Consider the following 13,992-nt stretch of genomic DNA (forward strand, 5'->3'; position numbering starts at 1 on the left):
GACTCGCAGGGGGCCCGTCGGCTTCACAGCTCCGTCTCGAAGCGCGAATCCTCGATGACATGCCCCCCGATGGTCGCCGCCGTGCCGTTGCGTGCCGCCCAGGCGGCGAATGCCCGCGCGAAGCCGCCATAGCGGTCTTCCGGCATGGCGAGCACGTTGCGCTCGTCCGCGATCGGCTCGACCGCATAGCCGACGGAGGTGAAGAAGGTCTGGAGCCTGTTCTGAGCCTCAGCGTCAAGCGCCTCGCAGATGAAGGCGGGCCGGTGGGCAGCGATGACGTGCCGCGCGCCTTCCAGCACCTCGGGCTCGACGCCTTCCACGTCGATCTTGACGGCGACGACAGGGCGCTTGGCGATCGCCGCGAGCTGTGGCGCATTGAGGTAGTCGAGCCGCGCCGGTTGCAGGATGGCGTCCAGCGGTACGGCCTTGACCGTCTCAGTGTGGTCGACCGCCTGTGTCTGACTGATCTTCTCGCCCGAGCACAGGCTGAAGAAGCCATACCTGTGCGGCAGGGTCAGGATCTCCTCGCGGTTCCATGCCGCCAGATGACAGGGCACGATGCGCGGATTAAAGCCGTTGAGCTGAATGTTGTAGATGAGACGGCCGAAGGTCACCGCCGACGGCTCGAAGGCGATGGAGAGCAGGTCCGGGCGGGCCCGCGCCGTCAGCAGCGCATAGAGGCCCGTATAGGCTCCAACGTCGATCACCATCCCGTTCTGCGGCGCGCCTTCCATCAGGAAGAGCCAGTAGGCGAGGGACTTCGGCTCGTCGAAGGCACCCTGCCGTATTGCGCCGAGGAGGTTGTCGTCCTCCCCCCAGGGTGCCGTGATGCTGTGCATCGTCACACTGTGCCCGTTGATGGTGATGGTGGAGTTCTGGAAGACGAATTTCTGCACGGGCAATCCCTTGGTGGCAGGCGTGGGCCGGGTTGTCGGGGGGCCGTCCCCGGCGAGCATCCAGGCATGAGGGGTGCCGGCGAGCGCCTTTGCCACCTCGTCGTAGTTCCGGATCGATTCCGTGAGACTCCACGGCGCCTGCTTGACGAGGGACGGCCTGCGCTGCGCCAGCGGGTCCACGCCGAAGGCGCGGGCGATCTCATCGGCCCGCTCGCTCGCCAGCAGCCCCTGGGCGTCGAACATCTCCTGATAATCGAGCGCGACGAGCGGCTGGTGCCCGTCGAGCCATTGCTCGATCACCTGTCGTTCGCGTTGCATGCCGTCGATGAAGCGCAGCAGCTTCGGGATATCGACGACCGCGGAACGGATCGTCACCTCCGCCGCATCGACCGTGTGCCAGACCTGGTTGGCGGCCGCGAGCAGGCCGGAGACGAAGACCTCCAGGAGATTGCGCCGCGTGAGGTGGATGATCGGCGCGCCTTCGGCCCGCGCGAATTCCAGGAGCCACGGCCGGGCAAGCGGCGCATGCCAGGGCCCGTTGAGGCTATGCAGGCTGTCGTATTTGACGTCGGGCAGGAGCGTGCGGCCTTCTCCGGCGAAGGTCGCGAGAAATCTCCGGAAATTCTGCGGTGCGTTCTGCGCCAACGCATTCAGCGGATCCTCCCGAACGTAGTCGCGGAGGTGGGTGAAATAATTGTGGCGATCGCCGAGGCCATCAGGGTGGAAGATCTCGCCGAGATAATAGAATTGCGGATGGTTGCGCCAGTCGAGGAGGCTGCCCAGCGCGCCGGTGCCGGATCGCTGGCGGGCAACGAGAAGGCCGAAGGGTGGGATCATGGCTGTTCCTTGCGTGAGGCGGCGGGGCGCGTGGCTGAAGGCGGGAGCGCCGATGTCGCCCGCATGCGCGGCATTCGCACCGTCAGAGGATGTTCTCGTTGAACCAGAGCTCCACGCGCTCGAAGGCGAGATGGCAGTCGCTCTCCTCGCCGCGGGGCGGCAGCCGCGTGATGAGGAGCAGGCGATCGTTGCCCCGGCTCGTGCCATAGGCGGAGAGTTCGATCAGCGCCTGCCGGCCGGGCCCCACAGTCTGCCAGGCGCTCAGGGCGACGTCGTCCGCCATCTCTCCCCCGTCGAGACGGGCGAGGATGCGCTGCGTCGCCGCGTTGCCGCGCGCCAGGGCGACGGCTGCCTCGACCCCGCCGTTGTGCTCGCTGAGGTTGCGCACATGGGCGACGATGCGGCCCACCCGCCGGTGCGGGCCGCGCAACTCGCCGATCGTCACCTCCCCCGCGAGCGGGTGGACGATGATGCCTCGGCTGCCGCCATGCCATTGCACCGGCTCCCATTCCCGCACGCGCCCCTGGGGATGGATGCGCGAGACCGGGCGTAATTGCTCGCCATGCAGCGTCAGCGGTCGATCGGGCCCATCTCCGGGCGGCTGGACGGGGTCGAGGCTCAGGAGGCGGGCAGGCAGCCCGACCGCGATCCCTGCCGCATCGGTGAGCCCGCCGGAGATCTTCTTGGTTGTCTCCCGTCGCCCGGCCAGAAAGGCATCCATGGTGGCCGCGACCACAGGCATGACGAGCATGCTTTCGCCCGTCAGCGCGCATTCCCGAGCAAAGACCTCGAACCAAAGATCGCCGGCGCGCGGATCGAATGGCACCCGGGCCGGCAGGTCGCGTCGCAGCAGGCAGAACGGCGGCGCGATACGGCTCGAGAGGAGGGCCGTTGACGGCGCCTCCCCGGCATAGGCGCGCAGATAGTCGCTTCTCGCCGTATGCGGGTCGACGAGTTCCACATGGCCGCAGACGAGGGCGAGTTCCGCATTCCGGGCCATCGCGTCGAGCGCGAGGGCGAGAAAACCCGGCGCTGCCTCGAAGCCGAAGGGATGGAGCAGCACCGCCTCCCGCTCCAGCGCGGCAAGCCGGCGCCCCAGCGTCTCGGGACATTCGTTCTTGCCGGAGGGGAAGACGGCCTGCCAGCCCTGGGCCTCGACGCGGCGCGCCTCGGGCCCGTCCGGGGCGAAATGCCCACGCGGCAGCAGGACCTGCACCGCATCTGTGCCGCCCGCCAGGTCGAGCTCGGCATCGAGAGGCAGCACGGTATCGAAAAGCCGTTCGAACTCGGCGGGTGAGCGAATCCCGTGGCAGACGACCGTGACACCAGGACGCTTCACCTGCGCGACGGCGGGAGCGCGCGAAACGGGCCACGCCGCTGGCCGCAGCCAGTAGGGCGTGTCGGGGGCTATGCTGGCTGTGGCAGAGGGAGTCCAGCGCAGTGCCTTCTCCATTGCGGCAGCAAGACCCGCGACGGAACCATCGAACAGCAGGCAATTGTTTTCGTCCTGCCAGCGCGAGGTCTTGCCGAAGGCGGGGCAGCGTCCATTGAGGATGATCTTGCAACCCATCCGGCTCGCCTCGAAGGCGAACAGGCACAGACTCTCGTAGTCGGACGGCACGACCACCACCGAGCGGGCGAGATGGCTCGCGCGTTCGGCGGCGCTGGCGCCGAAGACGAACAGGATCTTCTCCTTCAGCGTCTCCGGCACGAGCGCCCGCAGGCCGGCGATATAGGCCTCGTCCCAGCCATAGGACACGAGCCTGAAACAGCCGGCGTGGTCCGGATGTCTCTCCAGGAAGAGGATTGCGGCACGAATGAAGAGGTCCGGCCGCTTGAAGGGTTGCAAGCGCGAGGAAAAGATGAAGTCTAAAGGCTCGCGCTCCGCCTGTACCGGCGCGTCGCCATCGTCGGGAAGGATGGGCGGAAATTCCAGCAGGCAGCGTCCTCGCCAGCGTCCGGCAAGGCCGTAATGGTCCTCGTTGAAGGCCAGGACGGTGCGTTCGTGCCCCACGATCAGGTCGGCATGGGCGAGCAGATGGCGCTCGGCATCGAAGACAATGCCGAGGGAATGGCCGGGGTGGTGGGTGAAACGCTCCGCCCGGTAGATCACTCCTTGTGTCGAGTGGATGCGGGCGGCGATGAGTGTCTGCGTGAAGGCAAGGCCGGCGCGCTTTGCCTCGATACTCGCCACGGCCCAGCCTCCGAAATCCGGGAACTCGACGATGTCGAACGGTGCGCCGCGCCGGCGCTCTGCAGCGAGGAGGCCCTGGTAGTACCGATAGGATTCGGCCAGGTGCCATTCCAATGTCCAGGGATGGGCGCCGGCCCGCGCAAGCAGCTGGGCCATCAGGTCCGGCCGGTTCGCGAGGTCCGGGCAGATGTGCACCTGCGCGAGCCCGTCGAACGTCCCGGCGAGCAGCATCGGTGCATCGGGCCTGCTTGCTAGGAGTTCGGGCGGCACGAGGAAGTGGATCTCCGCGGGAGAGCCCAGCGTCTCGTTGTGCCGGGCGAAATTGTGGAGCATGCGCCCGATGCCGCCGGGGCCGAGCGGATAGAGCTCATTGGTCACGAAGCAGATCGCGGGTTTCGTCATGGCTGTCACAGGGCCAGGAAATCGCCATAGCGCTGCGCTGCCAGGGCATGGCGGCGGGCGAGGTGGCAACTGATCATCTCCGCCATCGCCCCCGGGTCGGCGTGCCGGGCCGCTACCAGCCGCTCGACGTCGCGCGCCAGCAGGGCCGGATTGTCGAGATGCGGTGTGGTGCAGAGTCGGATGAGCGGATCGTCGTCGAACTCGCGGATCGACAGCGGTCCCGTCATGGCGGGCGTGCCGACGGCCAGGCTCTCCAGCTGGGTCATGGGCTGGCATTCGGCGAGGGTGGCCAGCAGCACGAGCGAGCTGCGCGCCATCTCCTCGAAGAGGTCGCGCCCGCGCAGATAGCCGACGAGCCGTAGCCGGTCGAGATTGACGAGGCTTTCAAGGCCATTGGGGAAATTGGCGGTCTTGACCTGCTCGACATTGCCGGCGGCGAGAGCGCCGAGCACATTGGTATACATGTTCTTGCGCCAGCCCGGGTCGAGCGGCGCATAGACCGAGCGCAGTTCGGGCGGCTGCGCGCGGCGCTGCGACGGCAGATCCGGCGCGAAGTTGACGATGAGGCTGGGCCAGTAGTTCTCGAACACGGCGCCGAAATCCGGCTTGACCGAGGCGAGGCCCTGAAGGGAACCCATCCGGAGCCGTATCAGCAGGCGTGCCTGCATCACCATTTCGAAGTAGTGCTCGAACTGCGCCGTGGTGACGTGCGTGACCGCATGGCAGCGCAGATCCGATCCGAAGCGGGACTTCAGGGCCAGGAGCAACTGGTCGGCATTTTCCGAATAGCCCTGGAAAACGACATGCGTGATGCCGAGAGCCTGGATCTCCTCGGCGATTCCGGCCTTGTCGGCTTCCTCCAGTGTACCTTCGGCCGGGATGAGCAGCTTATGCCCGGGGCAATAGGCTGTGGCCTGGCGGATGCCGTGCCATTCGTGATGCGCAATGTGCAGGACCCGCTCGAAGCCGGCAACGCGATGGGCCGCGCGCAGCATGGCGGGCGTGTCGAAGACCGGCTTCAGAACGTTTGCCGTGTCCGGCGCCGGGCAGGCGTTGTCTTGCGCCGCGGCGAAGGGACTGACATGGCGGCCGGGCCGGCGCCGACCCTCGAAACGGCCGAACAGTAGGAAATGCACATAGCCCGAATGGAGCTGTCCCTTCTGCACGGCGGCTGCGACATCCGGGTTCCCGGCGAGATAGGCTGGCTCGTCGAAATGGTCCGGAACGGGAATGGGGGCTTTCAGCTTCTGGAGGGCGGACAGCGCCTCGTTCCAGCCGGCGTCGGGTTCGAGAGGCCGGACGCGCAGCGATCGCACGAAGGACTTCAGGGACCTTCTGGCCAGGCTCCGGTTGATGCTGCCGATGATCCAGTCGAGATCCGCCCGGTCGTCGTCGCCGGCCGCGTTGGGGGTGCTCGCCGGCCGCCGCACCGGGTCTGACGCGGCCGCCGTGACCTCGCCGGGCCGCATGTCGTCGATATGGCTGAGGATGAGACTGAGCGCCACCGCGGCCTTGTCCATGTGGCGGCGCAGGAACGCGTTGCGCACGACCGCCGCAAGTTCGTCGTGCTGGTGCCCTGCCGCGCTGACCGAATTGGCATAGACGTTCGTGACGGGGACCTGGTCCCTGTGGTGGTAGAAGGCCAGCGGCTCCGGCAGGACGCCGATGTCCGCCTTCAGCAGGAATTCCAGATTGAAGAACCAGTCGCCGAGGACCGGCAGCGTCTCGTTGAAGCCGCCGATCTCATCCCAGAGCGTTCGCCGAAACAGGAAGGAGATCGGCGGAAAGAAATTGCCGCGGATCATCTGCGCCAGCTGTACATCGCGCACCGCGGTCTGGAAAGGGCGGCGCCGACGTTCGATTACCTCGTCGTCGCGAATGTCCTCCAACACGTGGATCGAATGGGTGATGACGCCGCCGTAGCGCCGTCCCTGCTGGCTTGAGAGGAAGGTGACGGTCTTTTCCAGGAAATTGGGCGCCCAGCTGTCGTCATCGTCATGGATGACCACGAAGTCCGATCGGCACGCCGCCACGCCGGCGTTGGATGCGGCCTCCATGCCGCGGCTCTGCGCCAGGGAGAGAAAGAGGACACTGTTCCGGTCAAGCTGGCTTCCCTCGACGATGGACCGCGCCGTCTCTTCGTCGCCGCCGTCATTGACGACAACCCAGACGAAATCCTTGAAGGTCTGGCGGCTGACGCTCCGGGCGGCGCGCCGCAGCAGCAGCGGCCGGTTCCGCGTGCGCGTCACGACCGCAACCCTGCGCCAGGCGGCAGGCTGCGGCGTACACATCGCCGGCGTGGTATCGCCGGCAGGATGAGATGGGGTTGCAATGTCCATATGAAACGGTCGCCTGTCGGTTCGGTCTTCGTCCTTGCCTCGCCCTGTTCCCCGTTCACGCCCCACAGCCGCCGCCACGGGGAGCGGAGGAGCTGCTCCGTGCCACCCGGTCGATATCGCGACGGAGGGTTGCCCCGCTGCCGCAGCCCGCAATGCTGCCCTCCTCTCCGCCGCCGCATGTTGGCTGCCTGAACGCGCCGGCGCAGCAACGCCGATCGAAGCGCCGTGTCCGGTATGGCGTGAATGCCCCGGTTCAGGGTGAAGCTGCCACCGCGACGGGATCGCAGCCTTCGGCGGGACCGGCCCGGAAATTCCGCCGGCGGCCAAGGCTGGGTGTCAGGTGATTACTGGGGCGTGGTTGAGAGGAGGGTGTTCTGAGAAGAATAGGTCATGGCCAATCGTCCAATAAAGGGGAATCAGGGGCGGCAATCAAACTAAACCGGCACTATATAATGAAGCTTATTTTCGCGGTTGCTTGCCGTCAAGTGGCCGCGGCCGGTGGATCCTGGCATGCCGTGGCCGCCGTAGGCACGAGGGTGCTGCTGCTCCACCAGATGCCCCGGCGGCGGATGATGCGGGCCCGCGGGTGGGCGTGCGGCACATCGGCCGGTTCGCCATTGGCAGGCGCACCAACGGACTGCCGCGATGGCAACAGGCCGCGGCAGACATGCCACATGCGTGTGTTGGCCCGGTCTAGGCCAGGCGCGGACGTATCTTGACAGGGGCTCGGGGCTGATTGAAGATGCAAAATGCATAAAAATAGAGTTGAATTTTAGAAATCCGAATGCCAGACTTCGCGTATATTTTCTACCTGTCTTATTGGCACGGGTATTGTGTTAACCTTATCATTGCGCATCTATGCGGGGGTCGTCACGTTTCGGCCGGAGTGGGCATCGCTCCGGGATCTTGTGTCGGCATTGGCCGAGACGACCGAATGCGTATTCATCTTCGCGAACTCCCCGTTGTCGACGGTTCAACGGGATGAATTGCTGGCCATCGGCGGCGCCCGCATCGAGATCATCCAGTCGCGAGACAATGTCGGGCTCGGCAGTGCCTACAACGAGATCCTGCGGCGCGCAGGCCGGTATGGCGGCGATGCGGTGCTGCTCGTCGACCAGGATTCGACGTTGCGCCCGCAGGTTGTCCGGCTTCTTGCCGATCTGATGGTGGAGCTTGCCGCGGCCGGGCAGCGGGTGGCTGCGGTGGGCGTTCAGCCCATCGGCGCGCGGCACACGAAGCCGGCCTTCAAGGACGTGCGCATCTTTCCCCGGCCGGGCCGTGAGGGCACCACCCGCTTCAGGGCGGCGGATTTTGTGATCTCGTCGGGCTCGCTCGTCTCGATCGCCGCGTATCACGTGGTCGGGCCATTCCGCGACGATTTCTTCATTGATGCGGCCGATATCGAATGGTGCTTCCGCGCGTGGCATCGCGGTTTCTCGTGCTGGGTCGCGCGCGATGCGCGGATGGAGCATCGGCTGGGGCGGGGCTCCATATCGCTGCCGTTGCTGGGGCTCAAGCTGTCCGTGCAGCCGCCCAACCGGCTCTACACCTATGTCCGCAACCAGTTTCGCATGCTCGCCATGCGCCACGTCCCGTTGCGCTGGAAGGCCAAGATGGTTCCGTACATCGGCTTCCAGGCCATCGTCTACGCCCTCACGGGGCGGCGCCGCTGCTATGCGCTCACGGCGATCGGTCGCGGCGCGTGGGACGGGTTGCGGACGATGTCGGCCAGTGCGCAGCCGCCGGGATTGCCACAGTTCGGTGACCAAGCGGCGCCGGAGCCGCCCGGCAACACGGCCGAGCCTTGATGCCGCTTTCGATGGATGCGGCGCTCATTCGGCTCGGCGGTGCTGCGCACAGGGGCAAGGCGCGAGCGCCTGAGCCGATGAGGGCGGGCCACGATCCCGTGTGGAATGGGCGGCGATCTTGCTGATGCGGTGCCACGCCAACGGTGAGGAGCCAGCAGAGATCCTTTTGTCCCCGCGCACAGACTGCGACGCGCAGGCCGCCCGAGCTCGGTCCCGAGCGGTCAGACCGGCATTTCCATGATAGTCGCTTTGCGGTAGGAAGCGGCATTGAGCGCGACTCGCACGACGACACTCGACGGGGAAGGGCGCGTGGCGCCGGCGCCTCTCGTCGGCTGACGGGAGGGCCCACATGGCGAAGCATCCGCGGATTGTCCCGGTCGTTCTGTCCGGAGGCACCGGCACCCGCCTGTGGCCGCTGTCTCGCGAGTCCTTTCCCAAGCAGCTGCTGGCGCTCGCCGGCGAGGAGAGCCTGCTGCAGCAGACGCTGGCGCGCGTTGCCGGCGAGCCGGGCTTTGCCCCACCCGTCGTCATCGCCAATGCGGAGCATCGCTTTGTCATCGCCGAACAGGCGCGACAGGCGGGCATCGGGGGCGTTACCATCGTGCTCGAGCCGGTCGGCCGCAACACGGCGCCGGCGGCGGCGGTCGCAGCGCTGATGGCGGCCGAGAGCGATCCCGATGCGCTGATCCTCATCATGCCGGCCGACCATGTCGTGCAGAACGCGGCCGCCTTCCGCGCCGCGGTGGCCACGGGTGCGGGTGCAGCCGTGGCCGGTCGCCTTGTTCTCTTCGGCATGCGCCCGGACAAGCCCGCCACCGGCTACGGTTACATCCGCCGCGGCGATCCGCTGCCGGGGACCCCTGGCATCAACGCCGTCGCCACCTTCGTCGAGAAGCCCGACCGGCCGACGGCCGAGGGCTATGTCGCCGCGGGCGACTATTTCTGGAACAGCGGCATCTTCCTCCTGCCCGCCGCCATCTTCGTCGCCGAGCTCGAGCGCCATTCGCCCGCCGTGCTCGCCGCGGCGCGGGAGGCACTGAAGGGCGCCGTGCGCGACCTCGACTTCCTGCGCCTCGCCGAAGCTCCCTTCGCCGCCGGACCGTCGATCTCCATCGACTATGCCGTGATGGAGAAGACCGACAAAGCCGCCGTGGTGCCGTCCGAATTCGGCTGGAGCGATATTGGTAGCTGGTCGGCCCTGTGGGAGATCGGCGCGCGGGATGCGGACGACAATCTCTGCGTCGGCGAGGTGGTGGCGCTCGAGACGCGCGGCTCCTACCTGCGCGGCGAAGGTCGACTCGTCGCGGCTCTCGGGATCGAGGATCTCGTCGTCGTGGCGACCCCCGACGTCGTGCTCGTGACGCGGCGCGACAGCGACCAGAAGGTTTCGCAACTCGTCGCGGCGCTGAAGAAGGACGGCCACGCCGCAGCCACGCAGACGCAGCGCGTCTATCGTCCATGGGGTTTCTACCAGTCCGTGCACGACGGCGAGCGCTTTCAGGTCAAGCGCATCACCGTCAATCCCGGCGCCAAGCTGTCGCTGCAGAAACATTTCCACCGCGCCGAGCACTGGGTCGTCGTCAACGGCACGGCCCTTGTCACCCGCGATGAGGAGCAGATCCTCCTGCGCGAGAACGAATCGATCTTCCTGCCGCTCGGCTGCGTGCATCGGCTCGAGAACCCCGGCAAGCTGCCGCTCAACCTCATCGAGGTGCAATCCGGCCCCTATCTCGGCGAGGACGACATCGTCCGCATCGAGGACATCTACAAGCGGGTCTGACAGGGGTGCGCGCTTCGTTCACGGCGTGAACGTCACGCCTTGACGTTCACGCCGTGAATGACTATTCGTGCCGCCGGAACGCGCGAGACGCAGGGCCGATGGCAGAGAAGCTCCCGACCGAGGTCGACCTCGAGTTGCTCGCCTCGCTGGAAAGCGGGGAAGTGGTGACGCAGATGTCGCTGTCGCAGCGCATCGGCGTCTCCATCGGCCTCGTCAATGCACTCCTCAAGCGCGCCATCCGCAAGGGCTATGTGAAGGCGAGGGCCGCTCCCTACAAGCGCTATGCATATTACCTGACCCCGAGCGGCTTTTCCGAGAAGAGCCGGCTCGTAGCGGATTATCTCGACATTTCCCTGCGCTTTTTCCGCGATGCGCGCGAGCAATATGCGGATGGCTTCCGCCGCCTCGATGTCGTCGGCCTGCGCCGCGTCGTTCTTGCGGGGGCCGGCGAGCTTGCCGAGATCGCCATTCTCGCCGCCCGCGACAACGCGATCGAGGTCGTCGCAGTGCTCGATGCCGAGACCAACCGCAGCCGCGTCGCGGGCGTGCCGGTGGTGCGCGCGCTGAAAGAGGCGCCCGCCTTCGACACCGTGGTGGTGACGGACGCGCGCACGCCGCAGGCGACCTATGATCGTCTCGGCGGGCAGGTCGACAGCAACCGCATCGTGACCCCGCCGCTGCTGCATGTCTCCGTGACCGCCGCCTCCGCCGGAGCCGGCACTGAGGCGCCGGCTGACGAGACCTTTGCCCGCGGCGAGGATCGACCGGATACCGGCGCGCAGCGCGCGCCAGCAATGGAAGGATGAGCAACTTGTCTAAACGTGCACTCATCACCGGCGTGACCGGCCAGGACGGCGCCTATCTGGCGGAGCTGCTCCTCGCCAAGGGCTACCGCGTCTGGGGCGTGAAGCGCCGTTCCTCGTCCTTCAACACGGCGCGCGTCGACCATCTCTATCAGGACGTGCACGAGGGTGACCCCCGCTTCCGCATGATCTACGGTGACATGACGGATGCGACCAATCTCATTCGCATCGTGCAGGAGATCCAGCCGGACGAGATCTACAACCTCGCCGCCCAGAGCCACGTCCAGGTGAGCTTCGAGACGCCGGAATACACGGCCAATGCCGACGCCATCGGCACCTTGCGCCTGCTCGAGGCGATCCGCCTGCTGAAGCTCGAGGGCAAGACGCGCTTCTATCAGGCCTCCACCTCCGAGCTCTACGGCAAGGTGCAGGAGACGCCGCAGCGCGAGACGACGCCCTTCTACCCGCGCAGCCCCTATGCCGCGGCCAAGCTCTATGCCTACTGGATCACGGTGAACTACCGCGAGGCCTACGGCATGCACGCCTCGAACGGCATTCTCTTCAACCACGAGAGCCCGATCCGCGGCGAGACCTTCGTCACCCGCAAGATCACCCGCGCCGTCGCGGCCATCGAATGCGGCCTGCAGGAAGCGCTCTACCTCGGCAATCTCGACGCCAAGCGCGATTGGGGCCATGCCCGCGACTATGTGGAGGGGATGTGGCGCATCGTGCAGCAGGACACGCCCGACGATTATGTGCTTGCCACCGGCGAGACCCACTCGGTGCGTGAATTCGTGGAACTTGCCTTCGCCGAGGTGGGCCGCACCATCGCCTGGCGCGGCGAGGGCGTCGACGAGGTCGGCATCGACGAGGCGAGCGGCAAGACCCTCGTGCGCATCGACCCGCGCTATTTCCGCCCCACCGAAGTCGACCTCCTCCTCGGTGACCCCTCCAAGGCCCGCGAAAAGCTCGGCTGGCAGCACCGCATCAGCTTCCGGGAGCTCGTGAAGGAGATGGTGGAGAGCGATCTGAAGTCGGTGCGGAACGAAGATGAGCGGCGGAACCGCCATGACTGAGCGTAACACGCCCTTCGATCTCACCGGCCAGCGCATTTTCGTGGCCGGTCATCGCGGCATGGTCGGCTCTGCCGTCGTCAGGCGGCTGCAGGTGGAGGACTGCGAGGTTCTGACCGCAGGTCGCGATGTGCTCGACCTGCGCGATCAGGCGGCGACGAACGCCTTCTTCGACAGGCAGCGGCCTGACGTCGTGGTTCTCGCGGCGGCCAAGGTCGGCGGCATCCTGGCCAATGACACCTTCCCGGCGGATTTCCTCTTCGACAATCTGGTCATCGAGACGAATGTCATCGGTGCTGCGTTCCGGGCGGGTGTCCGAAAGCTGCTGTTCCTGGGCTCGTCCTGCATCTATCCGAAATTCGCACCGCAACCGATCGCGGAAGAAGCCCTCCTGACCGGTGCGCTCGAGCCAACGAACGAATGGTATGCACTGGCGAAGATCGCCGGCATCAAGCTCTGCGATGCCTATCGCAAGCAGCATGGAGCCGACTTCATTTCAGCCATGCCGTCCAACCTCTACGGCCCCGGTGACAACTTCGACCTGCGCACCAGCCATGTGCTTCCGGCGCTGATGCGAAAGGCGCATGAGGCGAAACTGGCCGGATCGCGGGCACTCGAAGTGTGGGGCACCGGCACGCCGCGCCGCGAGTTCCTCTATGTGGACGATCTCGCGGACGCCCTCGTCTTCCTGCTCAAGCATTATTCCCAGCCGGGTCACATCAATGTGGGCACGGGCGAAGACGTGACCATTCGCGAGCTCGCCGAACTGATCTGCCGTAGCGTCGGATTTGAAGGCGAGCTCGTGTTCGACAGCTCCAAGCCCGACGGGACGCCCCGCAAGCTCATGGATATCGGAAAGCTCACTGCGATGGGGTGGCGTGCGCAGACGAGCCTGCCGGCAGGTGTCGAGAAGACCTATCAGGCATTCAGAGAAAGCCTGGGGTGAAGCCGAACCCAGGCCGTCCTCCACAACGCAACCGTACGTGCCACACATGTCCATAGCAGCCGTGAATCCACCTCGCCCGCCTGTCCACGAGCCCGCCGAAGTGGTGATCCGCGCCCGCGCCGATCATACTTTCCTGCATGACATCGCGGACCTCTGGGCTAATCGCGACATCGCTTGGACGCTCGCGCTGCGCGAGATCCAGGTCCGCTACAAGCAGTCCTTCATCGGCATCGCCTGGGCCCTGCTGCAGCCCGTCCTGACGACGGCGATCTTCACCTTCGTCTTCAGCTATCTGGCCCGCATCCCGACGGATAGCATCCCCTATCCCGTTTTCGTCTTTTCCGGCCTGCTGATGTGGCAGTACTTCAGCCGTGTGGTCGCAGATGCGGCAGGCTCGCTGGTGAAGAACGAAGCCATCATCACCAAGGTCTTCTTCCCGCGTCTCATCCTGCCACTGGTGCCGACGATCGCAGCTGCAGTCGAGTTCTTCATCGCGCTCGTCGTGCTCGTCGCCGTGATGCTGTTCTACGGCATGGTGCCTTCGCCGCTGATCGTGCTGGTGCCGCTCGTCGTCGTCGCGGCCGGCCTGCTCGGCTACGGCATCGGCCTCGTCCTTTCGCCGCTCAATGCAATCTATCGCGACATCGGAATCGCCCTGCCATTTTTCATACAGATCGCCATGTATCTGACGCCGGTGATCTATCCTGTTACCTTTGTGCCTGCCCAGTACCAATGGCTCTACGCCCTGAACCCGGCGGCGACGCTGATCGACACGATGCGTGCCATCGTTGTTTCGGCAGCCTGGCCTGGGCTCCTCAACTACGCCGTCCTTGTCTTATGGACAGTCGGCTTCATGGCGCTCGGCCTGCGTGTCTTCCGCAAGCTCGAGCCGGCCATCGTCGACAGGATCTGAG

Annotated in this window: 9 protein-coding genes; 6 read left to right on the top strand and 3 right to left on the bottom strand. The window is 66.1% G+C overall.

The window, feature by feature from the left end:
- Window positions 1-23: 23 nt before the first annotated feature.
- The 3 genes from BOQ54_RS18845 to BOQ54_RS18855 form a co-directional block, all read right to left on the bottom strand.
- Entirely contained in the window at window positions 24-1,733 is a 1,710-nt protein-coding gene (locus BOQ54_RS18845) for an FkbM family methyltransferase (protein WP_063188705.1), read from the bottom strand.
- An 82-nt stretch (window positions 1,734-1,815) separates the two neighbouring features.
- The gene (locus BOQ54_RS20120) at window positions 1,816-4,329 is read right to left on the bottom strand and encodes a glycosyltransferase (RefSeq protein WP_071924724.1); all 2,514 of its coding nucleotides are present in this window, start codon (window positions 4,327-4,329) and stop codon (window positions 1,816-1,818) included.
- Between the two features lie 5 nt (window positions 4,330-4,334).
- On the bottom strand, window positions 4,335-6,995 hold the full coding sequence (locus tag BOQ54_RS18855; protein ID WP_145979837.1) for a glycosyltransferase: 2,661 nt from the start codon (window positions 6,993-6,995) through the stop codon (window positions 4,335-4,337).
- Window positions 6,996-7,585: 590 nt separating this feature from the next.
- Between BOQ54_RS18855 and BOQ54_RS18860 the strand changes: the two genes are divergently transcribed.
- The 6 genes from BOQ54_RS18860 (at window position 7,586) to BOQ54_RS18885 (ending at window position 13,991) form a co-directional block, all read left to right on the top strand.
- Window positions 7,586-8,476 (top strand): glycosyltransferase, encoded by an 891-nt coding sequence (locus BOQ54_RS18860; RefSeq protein ID WP_186438070.1) that lies wholly within the window; start codon window positions 7,586-7,588, stop codon window positions 8,474-8,476.
- Between the two features lie 349 nt (window positions 8,477-8,825).
- Window positions 8,826-10,256, top strand: coding sequence for a mannose-1-phosphate guanylyltransferase/mannose-6-phosphate isomerase (locus tag BOQ54_RS18865; RefSeq protein ID WP_055458546.1), 1,431 nt, complete (start codon window positions 8,826-8,828; stop codon window positions 10,254-10,256).
- Between the two features lie 98 nt (window positions 10,257-10,354).
- Window positions 10,355-11,062 carry a winged helix-turn-helix transcriptional regulator gene (locus BOQ54_RS18870; RefSeq protein ID WP_063188699.1) on the top strand — a complete coding sequence of 236 codons (708 nt, stop codon included), beginning with the start codon at window positions 10,355-10,357 and terminating at the stop codon, window positions 11,060-11,062.
- Entirely contained in the window at window positions 11,059-12,135 is a 1,077-nt protein-coding gene (gene gmd / locus BOQ54_RS18875; RefSeq protein WP_063188697.1) for a GDP-mannose 4,6-dehydratase, read from the top strand. Before BOQ54_RS18870 ends, gmd begins: the two co-directional genes overlap by 4 nt.
- Window positions 12,110-13,078: a GDP-L-fucose synthase gene (gene fcl / locus BOQ54_RS18880; RefSeq protein WP_071924727.1), complete on the top strand. Its 969-nt coding sequence runs from the start codon at window positions 12,110-12,112 to the stop codon at window positions 13,076-13,078. Before gmd ends, fcl begins: the two co-directional genes overlap by 26 nt.
- A gap of 46 nt (window positions 13,079-13,124) precedes the next feature.
- On the top strand, window positions 13,125-13,991 hold the full coding sequence (locus tag BOQ54_RS18885; RefSeq protein ID WP_071924728.1) for an ABC transporter permease: 867 nt from the start codon (window positions 13,125-13,127) through the stop codon (window positions 13,989-13,991).
- Window position 13,992: the final 1 nt, after the last annotated feature.

Origin of the sequence: Chelatococcus daeguensis, assembly GCF_001887265.1 — a bacterium.
GTDB classification, from domain to species: Bacteria; Pseudomonadota; Alphaproteobacteria; order Rhizobiales; family Beijerinckiaceae; genus Chelatococcus_A; species Chelatococcus_A sambhunathii.